10 protein-coding genes and 2 pseudogenes are annotated in these 19,126 nt (G+C 44.4%); 5 read left to right on the forward strand and 7 right to left on the reverse strand.

The window, feature by feature from the left end; translation table 11 throughout:
- Positions 1-39: 39 nt before the first annotated feature.
- Together QT998_RS03340 and QT998_RS03345 are read right to left on the reverse strand one after the other, a co-directional pair.
- Positions 40-5,433, reverse strand: coding sequence for a trifunctional serine/threonine-protein kinase/ATP-binding protein/sensor histidine kinase (locus tag QT998_RS03340; RefSeq protein ID WP_333114074.1), 5,394 nt, complete (start codon positions 5,431-5,433; stop codon positions 40-42).
- A 169-nt stretch (positions 5,434-5,602) separates the two neighbouring features.
- The gene (locus QT998_RS03345; protein WP_333114076.1) at positions 5,603-6,589 is read right to left on the reverse strand and encodes an AEC family transporter; all 987 of its coding nucleotides are present in this window, start codon (positions 6,587-6,589) and stop codon (positions 5,603-5,605) included.
- Positions 6,590-6,802: 213 nt separating this feature from the next.
- On the opposite strand from QT998_RS03345, the gene QT998_RS03350 reads away from it, so the two are divergent.
- Together QT998_RS03350 and QT998_RS03355 are read left to right on the forward strand one after the other, a co-directional pair.
- Positions 6,803-9,334, forward strand: coding sequence for a vWA domain-containing protein (locus tag QT998_RS03350; protein ID WP_333114078.1), 2,532 nt, complete (start codon positions 6,803-6,805; stop codon positions 9,332-9,334).
- Positions 9,335-9,429: 95 nt separating this feature from the next.
- On the forward strand, positions 9,430-9,774 hold the full coding sequence (locus QT998_RS03355; protein ID WP_333114081.1) for a hypothetical protein: 345 nt from the start codon (positions 9,430-9,432) through the stop codon (positions 9,772-9,774).
- Between the two features lie 115 nt (positions 9,775-9,889).
- Here QT998_RS03355 and QT998_RS03360 read toward each other — a convergent pair whose 3' ends face one another.
- From QT998_RS03360 to gyrA, 3 genes are all read right to left on the reverse strand, one after another.
- A complete protein-coding gene (locus tag QT998_RS03360) occupies positions 9,890-11,182 on the reverse strand; it encodes a ribonuclease D (protein WP_333114084.1) in 1,293 nt (430 codons plus the stop codon).
- Between the two features lie 196 nt (positions 11,183-11,378).
- Entirely contained in the window at positions 11,379-12,035 is a 657-nt protein-coding gene (locus tag QT998_RS03365; RefSeq protein WP_333114086.1) for a Uma2 family endonuclease, read from the reverse strand.
- Positions 12,036-12,151: 116 nt separating this feature from the next.
- Positions 12,152-14,869: a DNA gyrase subunit A gene (gyrA, locus tag QT998_RS03370; RefSeq protein WP_333091942.1), complete on the reverse strand. Its 2,718-nt coding sequence runs from the start codon at positions 14,867-14,869 to the stop codon at positions 12,152-12,154.
- 529 nt (positions 14,870-15,398) lie between these two features.
- Between gyrA and QT998_RS03375 the strand changes: the two genes are divergently transcribed.
- Entirely contained in the window at positions 15,399-16,322 is a 924-nt protein-coding gene (locus QT998_RS03375; protein ID WP_333091941.1) for a histone deacetylase family protein, read from the forward strand.
- Here QT998_RS03375 and QT998_RS03380 read toward each other — a convergent pair.
- Positions 16,319-16,456 carry a hypothetical protein gene (locus QT998_RS03380; protein ID WP_333114089.1) on the reverse strand — a complete coding sequence of 46 codons (138 nt, stop codon included), beginning with the start codon at positions 16,454-16,456 and terminating at the stop codon, positions 16,319-16,321. The genes QT998_RS03375 and QT998_RS03380 overlap by 4 nt on opposite strands.
- Before the next feature lie 190 nt (positions 16,457-16,646).
- On the opposite strand from QT998_RS03380, the gene QT998_RS03385 reads away from it, so the two are divergent.
- Positions 16,647-16,835, forward strand: coding sequence for a hypothetical protein (locus QT998_RS03385; protein WP_194008036.1), 189 nt, complete (start codon positions 16,647-16,649; stop codon positions 16,833-16,835).
- A 341-nt stretch (positions 16,836-17,176) separates the two neighbouring features.
- On the opposite strand, the pseudogene QT998_RS03390 reads toward QT998_RS03385, so the two are convergent.
- A pseudogene (locus QT998_RS03390) lies at positions 17,177-17,800 on the reverse strand (transposase family protein); the annotation flags it as partial.
- 189 nt (positions 17,801-17,989) lie between these two features.
- On the opposite strand from QT998_RS03390, the pseudogene QT998_RS03395 reads away from it, so the two are divergent.
- Positions 17,990-18,309 (forward strand): annotated as a pseudogene (locus QT998_RS03395) (DUF4277 domain-containing protein); the annotation flags it as partial.
- Positions 18,310-19,126 lie beyond the last annotated feature (817 nt).

Raw genomic sequence — 19,126 nt, forward strand, 5'->3', positions numbered from 1 at the left:
AGTCTGAGATACAGGGGGAAAATTATTTTTTTGCTCTACTTAAGTTGGTAAGGTGATGATAAATTCTGTTCCCGCTCCTAGTCGAGAATTGACATGAATTGAACCGCCGTGTTTTTCTACCACAATTTGACGGGCGATCGCTAATCCCAATCCCGTGCCTTTTCCCACAGCTTTGGTCGTAAATAAATGGTCAAATATTTTGCCTTTAACTTCCTCCCTCATGCCCTTTCCATTATCAACAATGGCAATTTTTACCCCTTGATTTTCCCGGACAGTTGTAATGGTAATGCAGTTAGGATTGGCTTTGATTTCGGCAAAAACCCGACCGATATTGGCTTCTTCTAAGGCATCAATGGCATTGGCCAGAATATTCATAAATACCTGATTTAATTGCCCAGGGAAGCATTCGAGCGCCGGAATATTGCCGTAGTCTTTGACGACTTCAATAGCGGGTCGCTGATCGTTGGCTTTCAATCGATATTTGAGAATTAAGAGCGTGCTGTCGATACCCTCGTGGATATTGAAGGGCACTTTGTAGTCTTTGTCAGCCCGAGAAAAGGTGCGGAGTGAAGTGCTGATATCTTTGATGCGATCGCATCCCAGTTGCATCGAGTCGATGATTTTGGGCAGGTCTTCTATGATATAGTCTAAATCGATATCTTCGGCATGGTCGGCAATCTCTATTTCCGGGGCGCGAGATCGATAGAGATTGAGATGTTCGGTTAAGTCTTGAACGGTGGATTTAGCTTCATTCAAATTGCCAGCAATAAAGCCAACCGGGTTATTAATTTCATGAGCAACGCCAGCAACTAAATTACCCAAAGCCGACATCTTTTCGCTTTGAATCATTTGCAATTGGGTTTGCTGCAAGTCATATAAGGCTTGCTCTAGCTGCTGAGCATTGGTTTGTGACTGCTCATAAAGTTGGGCATTTTCTAGGGAAATGGCAGCTTGAGCGCATAGCAAATTTAGCAGTTCCACGCGATCGCTCGTAAACGCCCCCGTTACTAAAGTATTTTCTAGATATAAAATGCCCAACAACTTGCCCTGATGCAAAATCGGGCTGCACAAGATACTAGAAGGCTGCTGACGAATAATATACGGGTCATTAGCTAAAGTCGGATCGGCACTAGCATCAATCAGCACAGCAGTTCGCCGCTCGTGCTTGACTTTGTAAATTAGTTTGTGGGGAATGTCTTGGCACTCTTCAATGGGAAGGCGTTGCAATACGACTGGTTCCGTTCCCACAGTAATTGACCCTTTAATCAGTAGGCGCGAGTCTCGCAAGAGCATTAACACGCATTTATTGGCTCCCGCATTTTCGATGAGGATCGAAAGCAACGATGAAAGCAGTTTTTCAAATTCGATTTCACCTGAAATAGTTTGATAAGCTTTGAGAATTGCAGCTAAATCTAAAGCGACAGAGACACTGCTACTGCTAGAAGTTGCTCCAATTGTGGAAGTGAGACTTCCCAAGGCGAAGATGGTTTCATTAGTGGAGAGGGGAGAACGGGTTTGCTGTAATATGGGAGCCAGCAGTTGCCGATAGCGCCTTTCCAAGTCGGCAACTTTAGCTTTAGCACCCCAGCGAGCATAGCCGTAGTAGGCTTGGGTGATGTATTCTTGGGCAATGCGCTCTTTGCCCCAGTCGAGGTAGAACTTTGCCGCCAGTTCGTTAGCAGGTGCTTCTTCTTGGATATAACCGTTTTCTTTGGCTCCTGAAATGGCACGATCGTACAAGTCCATCGCTGAGGCTTTTTCACCTAACACTCGACATTTTTCTGCCTCCACTAAATGCCACTTGTGCAAGAAGTTCATCGGTGCATGGTGCGCTCGCTTCTGCAACGAAGTCTGATTCTCTGCTACCCGTTGCAAGCGATCGGTCAAATCAGAATCCCCACTACAATCTCCAGTTAAAGCAGCAAGAGAATCATAGAAGTAAAAGATTGGCACCGTAACAATACCTGCCCCTGCTGCTAAATACTGTCTGCCCTCAGTCGCAATCTCTGACAGGGATTGCGCCGTTTCACCAAACAGGTAGCCAAGAATCAGTTTATGCAGATAGAAGAAATGAAGCCCCTGCAGATCGTTCGCTGCCAACAACTGGGGTAGGAACTGCGCCTCGTCGCACATATCGCCCACCAAAAGCTGGGAATTGTGAGCATTGCCCAACAGTTTTAAAACCGCCTGTCTGAGTATTTGAAAGCAGTTAAACGTCTGAACCTGCTTGAGATTCTTCGGCATCTGACTGTAGACGTGGATATCTCGCTCCAGCGTTAAGAGTTCCTGACCGCTGAAGTAGGCATCTTTGCAGCTATGAAATGCGCCATAACCCGCAAATTCCAAATCTCCGGTATCTAATCCAATTTGGTAGCTTTCCCGTAGAACTGGCACTGACATTTGCAAATGAGTAGTTCCATGCAGAACAAATGCCCCCAATATGACGCGGATTCTACATTCAACCTCCTTGGCATTGAGTTTTTCGATTACCGCTAACGCTAGCTTGCCAGCCCGCTCTGCCGCTTCCATGTCTTCTAAAATGCCATTCAAGAGCAGGCCATAGCTGACATAAAAGAAGGCAGAGAACGGTGCGTTGCCATGTTGAATCGAGGCATTTACCTGCGAAAAAATCAGTAATGGATATAACAAAGGATTTGTATTATAAATGCCTGGTGCAGCGCTGGCGGCAATTCTCATCGCTGCCAGGGGTTCAGATGCCGTCATGGGGGGCAGGTTTAATAACTCCTCGATCGGTCTACCTGCCAACAGGTTCACCGTATGCTCAAATCCCCTCTGAATATCTTCCTGAGTAGGACAATCGGGTAATTGAATACCCAATTGACTTAGCACTTGTTTCGCCAAGGCGAGCGCATCCAAGAATTGATGCTGGAATATATGGTTTTGAATCTTTATCTCGTAGATTTTCACCCGATCGAGTAGTGTTTTGGCTTGCTGTAATACTATCTGAACCCAATGTTCCATTTGCTCACGTTCTCCAGCCAGAAAGGCATTTTCAGCCGCCAATTCATGCAACATTAGAGCCAATTCATATTGACTTTGCCAGCAATCGGGCTTTAGCAGCGTGATTCCCGTAGTTGCGTAGGTCATAGCAGACTGATATGCGGTTGCAGACCTGGCTCTTTTGGCAGCGAGTCCGTTTAAGTGGGCAATTTTCTCTCGTTCTGCGGGTCGGGCGACCAATTTCAATCCCCTGTTCAGGTGATTGACTATATCAAATAGTTTGTTGTTCTGTTCTATGTCCGATGTACGATCGAGCAGCAGTTGACCTATTTGCAGATGGATCGAGGCTTTCTGGTCATCGGGAATCAGGGAATAGGCGGCTTGTTGTACTCGATCGTGTAAAAATTTGTAGGGTACGGCAATCTCTTGTGCTGATGTTTCTATATCAGCAGCTTGGAAGAACTTGTAGGTTTCGGTAATTGGTAAAATCAAACCTTCCTGTAAGGCTTTCCATAACGCCGTCGCTACGTCTATCTGGGATTGTTCTGAAACAATTGCCAGGGTATTCAAATCAAACTGCGCCCCGATGCAAGCTGCCAGTTTGAGAACCGTTTGGGTTTCTAGTGGCAATTTCAAAAGTTGCACAGCTACGAACTCTACGACATCATTGGTGAGCGAGAGCGATCGCACCTGGGCAATGTCGCACTGCCAATAGTTACCCTCAAAGTTAAAGGTAATTAATCCATCTTCATGCAATGCTTTGAGAAATTGTGTGGTGAAAAAGGGATTACCTTTTGTCTTGCCAATTGCCAGATCTGTCAACGGCAATGCCAAGTTCAGAGAACAACTAAGCGTATCTGCAACTAATTCGTTTATTGATGCCCGATTCAGGGGAGCTAGCGTAATGGTATTGATGGTTGCCTTTGCTTTTTCCAGCTCTTGCAGCATCAACATTAATGGATGAGCTTCCGAAACTTCGTTATCCCGGTATGCGCCAATCAGCAAGAGATACTGACTATCAGTTTTACTCATCAGCAGGTGCATCAACTTCAGTGATGCTGAATCTGCCCACTGCAAGTCATCAATGAAGATGACTAGAGGATGTTCTTTGGTGGTAAACACCTGGATAAATTTCTCAAACAGTAAGTTGAAGCGGTTCTGGGCAGCACTGCCAGAAAGGTCGAGTACAGAAGGCTGTTTGCCAATAATGTGTTCTAGTTCGGGAATCACCTCAATAATTACTTGTCCATTTTCTCCAACTGCTTCTAATATTTGGTTTCTCCATCGCTCTAGCTGGACATCACTTTCTGTTAATAATTGCTCCATTAAATCTCGAAATGCTTGGACGAAAGCAGAGAAGGGAATATTCCGTTGAAACTGGTCGAATTTTCCTTTGATAAAATAACCGCGTTGCCGCACAATGGGTTTATGAACTTCATTAACTACCACAGTTTTCCCAATCCCAGAAAAACCAGCTACTAGCATCATTTCTGTTGTTCCGGTACTGACTCGCTCAAATGCTTGCAATAGAGTTGATACTTCGGCTTCTCGTCCATAGAGTTGGTCTGGGATCAGGAAGCGATCGCACAGATCCTTTTGAGCTATTTTAAAGCTTTCAATTTTCCCATTTTTTTGGAGTTGAGTTAAACAATTTTGTAAATCATCTTTCAATCCAGATGCACTCTGATAGCGGTCTTCCGCATTTTTTGCCATCAATTTGCTGACCAGCTTTGAGAGTAAAGAGGGGATTTTGGGGTTGATTTCATGGACTAAAGGTGCTGGTTTAGCAATATGACAATGCACCAACTCCATCGGGTCATTGGATTGAAAGGGTAACTCTCCTGTCAGTAATTCGTAGAAGGTGACACCTAAAGAATAGAAGTCTGTACGATAGTCAATTCCTCGGTTCATTCTGCCGGTTTGTTCGGGAGAAATATATGCAAGTGTCCCTTCTAACACATTGGGATTGAGCAGGGTTTGCGTTTCTCGTGGCAATAAAGAGGCAATACTAAAATCGATTAATTTTACTTGCTTAGTTTCAGGATTAATTAAGATATTCGCAGGTTTAATATCTTTGTGAATTATTCGCTCGCAATAGAGTATATCTAAGGTATTGCACAGGTCGATCGCCACTGGCAAAAACTCGCTCAGAGACGGCCCAGTTTCCCCTTTTTCCATCCATTCGTTCAGAGAAATTCCCCCAAAGTCTTCCATTACCAGCGCATAGCTGTTTTGGTAGGGTTCTAAACTGTAGGTTTCGATGATTCCGGGCAAGTTGAGATTTTTGGCGATCGTGTACTGATTGCGAAATTGCACCAGTTCGCTGAAGCTGGGATACTGACTCCGCAGGACTTTGATGGCTACTGGCTGTGTGTCGCCCGTGCGGAAAGCTCGATAAACTAGGGTGCGAGTTCCTGAGTAAATGCGATCGAGAAGTTGATAACCTTTCAATGTAAAATTTATACTTGCCATACTTTTATTGTTCCCGTCCTCAGCGAGCTATTTCCACATTAGCAGAAGCCAATACAGTTTCCCAGTCCCGTGATTATTATTTTAAATCAAGATGACATATATGGCTCCATATTTGTGATAGGGATCACTGAAGTAAGGCAGTTTAAAAACTGAGCAATTATTATTTTTATTAAAAATTAAATATTCTCATCCATAGGGGAATAGTGAATAATAAACTAACGCAGCCGATGCCGATCGCAGTTACGGCTAATTCGCGATCGAGATTGAAAGCTTCTGCCAGCAATGTAGTACCAAAAGCCGGAGGCATCGCCATTTGCAGGACTAGCACAAGTCGCGGCGCGCCCGCGATCCCCAAAAATGTTAATCCCGTGCCAATTACCAAGGGAATTAACAACATTTTAATCACGAGACAAGCCACAACTTGTTGGAGGTTGTGCAAGGAATTCAACTTGCTCAACTGCATCCCGATCGTAATTAAAGCTAAAGTAATTACACTCCAAGCACTTGTTGTTAACAATTCTGCGATTTGTGCCGACAACGGCAAGCTGCGCGAGACAAACCCTAGACCAAAAGCCCACAGTGCCGGATTCAGAACAATTGCGCGCACCGGATTTAACCAACTCTGAGGGCGATCGCTTTTACCGCAGTGAGAAGCAATAGCAACTCCCAGTATATTGATTCCCATGGTAGTGCCTAGCAAGTCGTAAAACAACGCCCAGGCAAAGTGTTCCGAGCCTAATAAGGACAAGGTGACGGGAATGCCTAAAAAACCCGTATTACCCACCATCGTTGCCAATAAGAAGCTGCCTTGAGTGGGCAAACTCCAAGCGCTGGTGTGTTCCGGGCTATTTTGGGCGATCGGATTAAGAGTCTTGAAACGTTCCTCGCCAACACCGAAATTTATCAAAATCCCAGCGAGTCCTCCACCTGCTAAAATTGCCGCCCAAGCTATCAGCGGCGCCATCCAAATAGCGCCAGACAAATTGGCGCTGCGGATAAAAGCAACAATGCTCAAGGGCGTGCCAAAGAAGAAAAGAAACTTGGCTAAATATGTAGAATAGCTTCTCGGTAGCTGGCGGCCGAGAAAAAATCCCAACGTCACCCATCCGATCAGATTTAGATAAAGTTTGAGCAGCGGATTTTCTAAATAAAGCATGATTGACTAAATATTTACTAAACGACTTACGCAGATCCACTACTTTTGTCAAAACAGCCCACCTTTAGCCTAGCGCCGCAATTTTCCCTTGCACCGCAGCGCTCAATATTAATGCTTATTCAGTTTCGCAAATAATTTTCCACACAGGCCTTGACATCCACATAAGCGCGTGTCATGATTAAGTTGAGGAAAAAATCAACATAGGTGAAAACTATGGCACGGCAAGCGAAACAATCATCTCAAGTCAAAAGTTCCAGCAGCCAAGCAGCCTCCAATACTCGCACCAAATTTACCCTCTACAATTTTGCCGGAAACGCAAAGGCATTCTATCTAGTCGATCGCATTAATTTAGAAAGAAAGCCCGGCGATATCCCAGAAAAATCCGTCGCTCACAGCATCATCATTATCGACCGTTCCGGCTCAATGTACTATGACTTAGAACCGCTGAAAGAAACCCTAATCAAGCTTTTGACCTTAGACGAATACAACAATTACCAGCTAATTGTCAGCCTGATTTCCTATGCTGACAAGGGGAACGTAATTTGTCATTTCCAGCGAATTCCCATTCAAGAAGTGCTGAAGTTTGACTCTCAATACATCAAAGAAATTCAAAAAATCCACACGGCTGGCAGTACCTGCATATCGCAGTCGATGCAACTCGCTAAATCTCTGGTTAAAGCGGGAGAAATGACAGCGATCAATTTGCACACAGACGGCTATGCAAATGACCCCAGTGCCAATTCGGAATCTGCAAAACTAGGGGAAATTTGCGAAGAGCTCAAAGACATGGATGTGTTTGCCAACACTATCTCCTATGCCTGTGCTGACTTCAAACTTCTCTCCAAAATCGCCAACACATTATCGGGAAATTGCATCCGGGCTGGCGAAGTCAAAATGGTTTATGATGCTCTTTACGACAGCACAAAGCTGTTAGGCAGTTCGGTTGCACCTGCGCTGGAAGAACCGTTAATTAAGGAATACGATTATCAAGTTTTTGTTTCCAAAAGTGGCAAGAAAATCAACGGTTCATCGAGCACGCTGAAAATCTGCGGGCTGAAAGCAGACGATCCGGGACTGTTTTACAAATATCAAAAAGTCGCCAAAGAAGAGTATGACAAAGTAGATGTTCCCGTTGCTCAAACTGATGATTCGGTGTTTGCTTTTGCGAAAGCTAACCTCGCTGACGGCAATTTAAATACGGCTAAGTATGCGCTGGCGAGTACCTTCGACGCTACTTTGACCCAAAAACACGCGAAAGCTTTGACAAATGCCCAAATAGCGGACTTTACGGAAGATTTGGAACAGGCTGTTTTTGCGCCTGATGTGTTGAAAAATCATCAAATTGGCGATCGGGTAAAAGTCAGCGAGAAAATTACCCTGCTGGAGTTAATCAAGATATTGGAGGAAAACAGCAACAGCATCATCATTAACTTGAAACACTTGCAAGAAAATTATCAGCGAAAAGGTTTGAAGCGAATTGAAGGAAAGCGAGACGAAAACGGCAACCTTATCAAGCCTTGGCTGAAAACTGAATTCTTAGATGGTGGCGAATACGTGCAAATGGGTTCCTTTGCCATCAATCAAAATACCGCTACCATCAATATGCTGATTACCAGAAAAGCTAAGCTGGTAAAAGTTGAGGATGAAACTTTAATCGCAGAAGTGGCGGGAATTCTAGTTACCGATCTCAATACTTTCAACAATTATACCATTGTCAGCGACGGCGAAGTTAATATCAAGTCGCTGCGAACCAAAATCAGCAGCAAACCAGTGTTTGATTTGCTCAAAAAATGCGGTGTCCTTGAAAAAGACGGTTCGCCCGTGCAAGAATTTGACTTCCGTTGCGAGTACGATATTAAGTTAGAGACTTTGCCTCTCGTGCCTTTTGACGGGCGTTACGGCAGCCTTGACGGAGTGTTTGAGGAACTCGCAGAAATCAAAATTCTCTCTAGCATTCTCTCGGCTCATTTGAAGGAGGAATCCGAGGCTTACACTGCGGAACAATTGGAAGAATTGAAACAGCATTATCTGTCAAAAAGCCTTTACATCAATTTTCCGACGACAACGGAATACACAGATTTAAAAAGTGCGATCGCCAACGGTTCAGTAGATTCGCGAGTCAGCTACAAAATCGACATCGGCAGCAAAAACATCCTGAACTTCGGCAAATTGCACTCTGCCAACAAATTTCTCGATCGCCTTTATGAAGTTTACCACAAAAACACGGGCGAAAAGCTAGCAAAACCGACATTTGACATCACGTTAGATGAGCCTGTTGTCTTCGCCCACAAAACGCTGTCATCCCGAACAAAAATTACCAAAGTTGACGACTTGATGAAACTGATTTTCGATGAGTTTTTGGGGTTGGAGGATAACGGAATTGTTAGCGCTACTTTAGCCAAAGTGGGTGCAGATAGTTTGCTGCGCCTTTTGCAAGCGAAATGGCTGGGAGAAGATGTCAAGCGAGAGGAGTTTGTCGCTGCTTTAGCTAATGCGAATGAGCGACTGGAAGCTTATGCTGAAAAAGTGTACAGGGAAAAAGTATCACCGCTGGTTTTCTATATCGGTTCTACCGGACTGATCCCGGATGAAATGGAGGCAAAAGCGGCGACTGCTGAGGAAATTAATTCTAAATACGGCAACTTGCAATTTTCTAAAGATGAGCAAGAGGGGATGTTTTTTGAAGTGGGCGACTGCATTATTAGCGTGTATGCTAAGAATGAGTATTTCACGGTAGGAAAGTAGAAATTAGGGTGGGCTTTTGCCCACCTTGGTTAAATATGGGTGATTGAAATTAACCGCAAAGGCGCAGCCCCTAGTAACAAATCAGGTCAAAAAATATGGATACACCACCACTCCCACAACCAAAACTCGATCGCACACCGATCACTTTCGATCAATATGCAGCCTACACCCCCCAAAAGCTAGAACTGCGGCATGGTTTCTATGGCTATGGAGAGCAAGACTTGACAGGTTTTTATCTTGCAGTATTGGCAAATATGGGGTTACGGGAAGCGGTTCGCCAGGTACCGCTTTCACTATGGCTAGAAGCAATTCAAGAGTTAGCTTTCCAAAATCCTAAACTCAACTTTGATACTGAAACTGGGGAAGCTATGCTTAACAGCTTGAATCGAGGATTGGAAGATTTGCAAGCAGTTGCAGAGTATTTGGAAGAACAAGGTTAATTGCGATCGGTACAAACAGCAAAAACGAAACGCTATTCGTTTATTGTATCAGGTGCGTCGCTGTAATATTATCGATATTTCTTTGGATATTTTTCATGGCGACGCACCCTAGGACTTAAAACGGGATTTCCTCATCTTCATCTTCCACAGTCTTCGCCGTCATCCGCCAACTGGTAATATACTCAATTTGCACATCAATTTTGTTAATCGCATCCCCTAACTGCCTTTGAATGTATTGAGTCAGCGTCACCATAAAATCTAACTCAACTCCCACAGATAGCGCAAGTTTTGCCAAGCTAGCAAAATCTACCTTCAAAATTGAGGAACTGGATAACTTAAAATGGGGAGTATTTTCCTGATTTTGCACCAACATTGCTTTTTTAATGCGCTCTTTCAAATGCTCAACTTCAGAATCCAGCAACTTCCATTCAGGCAAAATTTCTTTGTACCTTTCCCCCAATGCTGTTAAATCCTCACTCTCCGGTTCCGGCGCAATTTTCTTAGTAGATTTTCGCCGCTGCTGTAGGTTGGAATTCAAGCGCCAACTAGCAATCTCCTCAACTTCCAAAGATGGATCGGCGATGACTTCCCCTAACTGTTTTTGAATTTCTTTTGTCAGCGTCACCGGAAAATTCAACTCAATTCCCTCAGCTTGCGTTAGTTTCGCCAGCGTCATAAAATCAACTTTCATCGCTATCGAACTGGAAAGCTGAAAATAAGAACTATCTTTGAGATTTTGCGCCAGCATCCCCGCTTTAAATCGTTCCTTAACTTCAGCAATTTCTGCATCTAGGGGCTTCCAATGAGATTCTATTTCCTGATATTTTTCACCCAAGGCGGTCAAGTTTTCCGCTGCGGGTTCGGGGTAACATTGGGCAAGAATTTCTAGCAGGCGGCGATGCACTCCAGCTAAATAAACCGCATCCATCTTGGCATATTCTAGCTGCTTCTGGGTCAGGGGACGCTTTGCCCAATCGCCGCTTTGTTCGGTTTTATCTACATAAGTAATGCCGCAAAGTGTTTCTATTAAAGTTTTGAGTTGTCGATTAGGTAAGGGCAGAATGTAAGCTGGAATCTTTCTCGCCATTTTTAATGTGCAAGTGACATTTTGAGCGTCGTCATTGCCCAGAAATCTGATGTCATAGCTGGCGTTGTGGAAGACTTTTTCAATATTTGGATTTACCATGATTTGGCTGATGAAATTTTTCGCCAATTCAGGTTTATCTAATACATCTAGTAAAAACGTGGCATCTCCTGTCGCATCGGTGGAGTCTGCTAACACTTGAATCAGAGATAATCTGGGGTTGGATTTATAGTCTGCTATTTCTGTGTCAACCCACAGAATTTTAGCTTGGGAAAATTGAGAAATGACTGCTTTGATGTCGTTTGCTGCTGTTAAATAAGGCATTTTTACAGACTTTTGCTATTAAATTTAGACTTATATTATGCTATAGCAATTATCGGAGCAATTGTCAATGATTGAAGTGCCGGACACAGGTATACCTCAGAAGCCCGGTTTCTACGAGTTTTGTGTTTACTATGACAAATATACGAATAAACCGGGTTTCTAGCCTCCCGTTAAAAAAAGAATGCAGTCGATCGCACTATTGAGGATTCCCGCGAACTTCCTCTAAGAACCAGTTACCTACTTCTGTATTGTCCGTCTGGCGACTGCGGCGCAAACCTTCCTCTAATAAAGCAACTTTTAGCCCCGGCAAAACTTGAGATTCCGTCAGACGTTCGCTTCCACGGTTAGCAATTATTTTGAAAGCAATAACTTGCGCTTTTTGTACGTCTACTACCCAATACTCAGACACTCCTAATTCTTCATAAATCATTCTTTTTGTTCCCAAATCGTCAACAAGAGAACTGTCGGCAATTTCAATTGCTAAATCTGGGGAAACTGCGCTATCCAAATTCACTACAGAACTGCCGCGAGGTGCCGTTTGCACCCGGTCTCCGATGTAGTAAGAAGCATCAGGTTGAGCGCCTCTGACACCTGTTTTGGCGTAGCTACAGTTGACCAGCAGTCTCATTTTTATACCTTTAGCAATGCCAAATAAATTGATTAAGATGACGATAATTCCGTTGTCATCAGCATGATCTGGCCCGACTGCTGCCATTTCAATCCTCAACTGTCCGTTGTAATAGTAGCATTTTGCTCGATCGTACTCCGGCTGTTTAATAATTTCTATATATTCATCCCAAGTCGCTGTAACCCAGGTATCAGTTAGTAGTTTGGTTTGGAGTTGACTCATCATTACCTCACCGGAAAAAATATTTGACTTTTGAGGGAAAACTTCTGAGTAGGGGCGATCGCACTTTTAGCATTCAACAGCAGTAAGGTGCACCGCAGCGCACCCTACAAACTATTAACCTATGACTCCTCTGTCGCTTCCTCAGATGCCGATTCTTCGATCGACTCTTCACCCGAAGCCGGCACCAAAGCCACAGCTACAATTGAATCATCCTCATCCAACCGCTGCACCCGCACGCCTGTTGCAGTGCGCGATTGCGTGGAAATTGCACTCACAGCCTGACGGATAATAATACCTCGGTTGGTAATAATCATCAACTCATCATTGTCGTTGACAATTCGCAGCGCAGCCACGTAATCCTTAGCCTTTTTCGACTTGAATTTAGTAGCAGTCAATCCCTTGCCAGCGCGTCTTTGCAGGCGGAATTGAGAAACTGGAACCCGCTTGCCGTAGCCGTTGCTAGTGATTACCAACACCGAGGGAACTTCGCTGCTAACTGCGGGAATTTCTTCGGCATCTTCGCCTTCAGTTTCCTCGGCTTGCAGTTCTAATTCTTCCTCTTCAAATTCCACATCTTCAGCTTCTAATTCAGCAATTTCTGCTCCTTCAAATTCCAATTCTCCCGATTCTAACAGAGCAACTTCTGCTCCTTCAAATTCCGATTCTCCCGTTACCAATTCAGCAATTTCGGCAATAATTGAACTTGGTAAAATGTCCATGCTGATCAGCTCGTCGCCCGATCGCAATTTCATTGATTTTACACCCCGCGTCGCGCGGCCTACCGGGCGCAACTGCTCGTGATTGGTGCGGAAATGAATCGCCATACCTTGGCGCGTGCCGATGATAATGCTGTCACCAACTTTTGCTCTCCGTACCCAGCGCAGTTGGTCGCCTTCTTCCAGAGAAATCGCGATCAAACCGTTAGTGCGGATGTTGCCAAAAGCAGAAAGTGCGGTTTTCTTGATATAGCCGCCGCGAGTTAGCATCACCAAATATTCTTCGCTGGTAAATTCTGTCACTGACACCATAGAAGTGATTTTTTCTTCTATAGGAATCGGCAGCAGTTGCACCACGGGAGTGCCGCGAGCAGTCCGCGAACAGACGGGGATTTGATAAGCTTTGACAGAGTAAACTACGCCCCTGTCACTGAAGAACAAAACGCTGTCGTGATCGCAACAAGAAAGGAAATGTTCTACTCCGTCATCTTCCTTCATTTTCGCGCCTGCTTTGCCGCGAGTAGCGCGACTTTGAGCCTCGAAAGTGCTGACAGGCATCCGCTTGATGTAGCCTTGTTCTGTGATCAGAATAATTGCTTGTTCGTTAGCAATTAAATCTCTTTCATCGATTTCTCCCTCGGCGTGTTCGATGACGCTGCGTCTAGGAGTAGCGATTTTGGTTTGGATTTCGACGGCTTCAAATTCGGCGATTTCTAAGATGCGTTCCCGGCGCGCTAAAATATCTTCCAAATCTGCTATTTTAGCTCGCAGTTCTTCGTGTTCTTGCTGAATTTTTTGCGCTTCCAAGGCTGTCAAACGCCGGAGCTGCATTTGCAGAATTGCGTCAGATTGCTGTTCAGAAAGACCGTAATTATCCATCAATTCTTGTTTGGCTGCTGCGGAGTCGGCAGCGGCGCGAATTAGGTGAATAATTGCATCTAAGTTGTCTAGGGCAATTAATAAGCCTTGCAGAAGGTGGTCGCGTTCTTCTGCTTTACGGAGCTCATATTGAGTCCGACGAGTAATTGTTTCAATGCGGAAGTCTAGGAAGACATTGAGGAATTGTGAGAGCGTCAGTAGTTGGGGTTCCCCATTTACTAGCGCTAACATATTGGCTCCAAAGTTTGATTGGAGCGGTGTTTGTTTGTAGAGGTTATTGAGGACGACGCGGGGATAGGCATCGCGTTTGAGTTCGATCACGATCCGCATTCCGTCTCTGTCGCTTTCGTCGCGAATGTCGGAAATTCCGTCTAATCTTTTGTCGTTTACCAGTTCGGCAATTTTCTCGATTAGCGCTGCCTTATTTGTTTGGTAAGGCAATTCGGTGATAATAATTGCTTCTTTGTCTGGGCGGCCGACGTGTTCGATGGTTTCAATGTTGGCAACTCCGCGCATGGTAATCGAACCGCGCCCGGTGGTGTAAGCATCGCGAATGCCGCCTCTGCCGAGAATTTGCCCTCCGGTGGGAAAGTCCGGGCCGGGAATGTACTGCATCAATTCCAGGTCGGTAATTCCTGGATTGTGGATTAGCGCTATTAAACCGTCAATTATTTCGCCTAAGTTGTGCGGCGGAATGTTGGTGGCCATCCCGACGGCAATCCCGGAGGAACCGTTGAGCAAAATTTGGGGGATGCGTGCGGGGAGCACGAGGGGTTCTTGTTGGGAACCGTCGAAGTTGTCGCCGAAATCTACTGTTTCCGAGTCGATGTCGCGCAGCATGGAGTCGCTAGTCAGGGCTGTGAGGCGACATTCGGTGTACCGCATGGCAGCGGGCGGGTCGTTGTCAACGGAGCCGAAGTTGCCGTGGCCGTTGATCAGGCGTTCCCGCATGGAAAAATCCTGAGCCATCCGCACCAGGGCGTCGTAAACCGCTGTATCTCCGTGGGGGTGATACTTACCGAGCACCTCCCCGACGACGCGGGCGCATTTGCGGAATGGTCGATCGGGAGTCAAGCCCAATTCGTTCATGGCGTAGAGAATGCGTCGGTGAACGGGCTTGAGACCGTCCCTCGCATCTGGTAGCGCCCGACCGACTATTACGCTCATGGCGTATTCCAAGTACGATCGGGACATCTCACCACCCAGATCCGTCGGGATTATCCGCGACTCAGAGATACTCATAGGTTGAAAAACTCCGTTAAAACTTTAAATTTGACCGCTATAAATCTCAAAAATGCGATAAAATCGATTTGGATTCAGTAGAGCTGCCAAATATTGCAAATTACTCCTAAAATTATATCACAATTTGCCTTTGACTTTAGGGGCAAGTTGCCAGAAAAATTAAGGGACGAAACGAGGGAAATTCGTAAGTTGGTAGTTGGTGATTTAGTCATCAATTTGCCGGAGCTAGAAAGGGTTTTTGAGGCGGTCGGTTTTCATGTTTTGGTGAGTTTTTTTGAGTGCTATCTAAAAAATTAAAAGGGAGCATCGATCGCGCCATTTTTAATGCGTGCTATCGAGAGTTGGCAGGGGGTTAGATCTGGAAGCGAGTTCTCAACAGCGCGCATTAAGAAAAAATGCCTTTTACAAAGCCCCAGATGATCTCAATTAAAATGGTTGCCCGGACGCAATTCTAATTTCATAAAGCCGAATGTCGAATTAAATCAAAATGAAAATCTAAGATATAAAAAATTAACTCTAAAATCTACTGATGCTACCCGTCATCTACTCCCCTGATTTTTTGCTGCACAAGACTGGAATGCTTCACCCAGAGCGACCAGAACGTTTAACGGCGATCGTCAATGCTCTGAAAGCTGCCCCTTGGGCCGACCGCCTTGACTGGCAACTGCCCGCGCCAGTGGCGCAGCGCCAAACAGAATTGTTCTCGGCGCTAAAAAAAGTTCACGCGCCAAGATACATCAAAGAAGTCGAACATTTGTCTCTTCAAGGAGGCGGCTACCTCGACGGCGATACGCCGATTTCTGCTGAAAGTTACGATGTAGCGCTGCTGGCGGCGAGTGCTTGGCTCGATGGGGTCGATCGAGTCTTGGCAGGAAACGCACCAGCTTTCGTGCTGGCCAGGCCGCCGGGACACCATGCCGAAAACAATCGCGCGATGGGTTTTTGTTTGTTTTCCAATGCTGCAATCGCAGCGAAGTACGCCTTGGAACAGCCGGGAGTTAACCGCGTCGGCATCCTCGACTGGGACGTGCACCACGGTAACGGCACTCAATCCGTGGTGGAAAACTGCCGGAAAATTGCCTACTGTTCCCTGCACCAATCTCCCTGCTATCCGGGAACTGGAGATGCCGACGAGCGCGGCAGCTACGACAACGTGCTGAACATTCCGCTGTATCCCGGCAGCGGTATAGCTGAATATCGGAGCGCTTTTGAATCTCTTGTGGTGCCGTTTTTGTCAAATTTTCAACCAGATTTGTTGATTGTCAGCGCCGGTTACGATGCTATTGTCTCGGATCCGCTGGCAAGTATGAATCTGGCCCCGTCAGATTTCGGTACTTTTACCGGATATTGCTTGCAAATCACCAGCCGCCTCGTCTTTGGTTTGGAGGGAGGTTACGCGCTCAAAGAATTGGCCGAGTCGGTGGTGGCGACTATTGACCGATGCCTCAATTAAATGCAAAATTGACAGAGGCGAAAATGATGTTGAAAACGGATTAGTAAGGGATTGAGAGCAATGGCGATCGGCGGAGTTTTGTCGATCGGCCCTCTCCCCTCTTCCTTCTTCCTTCTTCCTTCTTCCTTCAACATCAGTGACTGGGATCACAAATTAAAAAGATCCGAGTCACATGGTTTCAAAGTCTAGGTCACAGATTTGTAGCCCAAAAATCACACGGTGTCAATGTTTTCGATCGCCCAAATAGGCCCTTGTACAAAGCATAATAGATATATCAGGAGCCTGTGAAAATTTTATTTATCTCAATCAATTAAGAGGTTTATCATGTCAGTTACCCAAATGACACTCGAAGAATTATTTGGTCAAGTCATGTTCTCCAGCGTCGTGACTCGCCACGACCGGAGACAGCTCAGATCCGCACTCTTAGAAAGAACGCTGAATGAAGATGAGTATGCCATCATCAACCGACTGCTGTACAACGTGCGCCGCGGTTGGGTAAAAATTATCGATTAAAGACACCGCAGTCAACTCTCGTTTGGGAGTTAATACTACTTTCAATTTCGATTGGGGCATTGAAGATTAAAGAATTGGGAATCACCGATCCCTATCGGAGTTTATATCGGGGGCTTAGTCATTATTTGCATTGTTTGGGTAAGTGGTTAAAAGTAGAACTTGCCACCTGCAGAAGTTTTGGTTTTTTAATACTGCGATAGACAGTTTGATGTGTTTGAGAGCGGTGTTAATGATTCAAATCGCGATCGACATCAACCTAGAGGTAGAGATAATTATATAAGAACAGGCTTCGGGTGCATCTCTACTAATTAGACCTCTTGCAAAAAAAATCTATGTTATAATTAAAGGCTTTGAATTTGAGACATGAGAGCTAACTCATAATTGTAAAGTGCTGACAACAAATTACAACGGAGATCATAACGGCGGCGACGGTTTCGATAACGACTTGACAAAATCTTGAAAACTTTGAGACTCCTATTAACATTTTCCATTACTATTCGCTTCTGGGCTAAGGCTCGATTGTAGTCTTTTTCTAAAAGAGAAAGCTTCCCATTTTTTGGTTTCTTTTTAGGAGTATAACTATGAGAGTGATAATCTTTTATCCCTTGATAGCCACTATCTTGTAAACTATCTATCTCAGAATGGAAATGAACATTGTTTTTTTGAACAAGCTGAAATCGTGGCAATAGTCCAAAATTTAGGCAAATAATCTGTGCCGGTTTCTTGATTAATGACCACTTGCATTTTTAGGGTGTGGTATTTTTTCTTACCTGAGTGATATTTTTTTTTGACGTTCTATAGATGTTTCTGTGACATCCATTACCACAGCTTTGCTGATGCCCACAACCTTAGAACAATGCTTTTTTCCCAGGAATACCAAACTTTCCCGTTTTCATTAAAGTTGATTCAATATTAGTGACAATTCGGCAAATCGTTGATTCAGATACCCCCCAATTCGTCCCTATATCCCACATTCCGCACTTCAATAGCACTACCAAATATAGTATAGTGCTACCAGAGCTGACTAAGTAAAAAATACTTAGACAGTTGAGGCAAAAAAAGTGAGACAATCAAAAAAACGTCAAAAATATTATCTAGCTAAAAAAATGCCCCCTACTTCAGAAATAAAAATCAAAAATATCGATCACTGAGGAATAGTAGCTGAACTAATTGATGAGATAGGAAGATTTGAAATAATCAACGATAAATTAGTAATAGATGTTCGGAAACAAATCAGCGGGAATATTAGCGAAAGCTATTTTAAATCAATGGATTAGGGTTTGTATCAAGACCATTATATTTACTCAGTCAATTTTTTGAAGACAAAGTAATCGAAACCTTGTTAGGTGCAGGAATAAAAGCGGATTATATAAATGACGATAAAATTGGAAGAGTCATGGATAAATTATATAAATATGGATTGAAAAAGCTATTTATGGAAATCGTATTATCCGTAATAAAAAAGTTTCAAGTATAACCAAAATATGCTCATTTAGATGCTACATTATTAATGTAAATGAAAGCATCCATTGGTTTGTATTCTCGTTAGCTGTGTTGAGCGATCGCCAACTGCCTAATCATGCAATTAGCCCGATCGCAGGCTGGTATAGTTTTTGCGTCAAGCAGGCACAAGTGATTCAGACGGAGAATTGTTTCACTTCCCGCACTTCCCGCACTTCTCGCACTTCCCGCACTTCCCGCACTTCTCGCACTTCCCGCGCTACCTGTATCTGACTATCTTCGTCTGCAACCAAAATGCTCCTACTGCGATCCTGACCGATTTTTCTCCCCCTGCTTCTTTGGTAAGTATGTGCGTTAGGAGTTGACAATAATCTTAAATACTGTTAAATATTCTCAATTAGACTTCACGAATTTTCAGAAATGTCAAGCCCTAACTCACACATTATCATAACTTATACTTATCATTTAGTACATTATATCTTGTAAAAGTTATAAATAAATTTCTAAAAATCTTGAGAATGCTGAAAAATGTTGGTATATTGGCCTATGGAATCTTGTATTTAAAGAGTTGTGGAAGCTGGCCCTGTCAGAATCCGAACATTGACAGCGCCCATGCGATCGAGGTAGATCCCAGCCCGAGGAAATGCTGATTTATGGCATCTGCTCGCTAGATCGAAACAAAATAAATGCAAAAGAATAGTAAGAGTGTTAAAAAAAGTGACAGTCTTCTTATAAGATTTGTAGGTTCATCATTGATAGCAAGCTCAACCCGCAGTTGGTAGCTTGTTTCCGGTGATGTCGGGGAGCCAGCCAGGATGTCACCAACCCAT

This window comes from Microcoleus sp. S1D4 (assembly GCF_036700765.1).
Taxonomy (GTDB): domain Bacteria; phylum Cyanobacteriota; class Cyanobacteriia; order Cyanobacteriales; family Microcoleaceae; genus Microcoleus.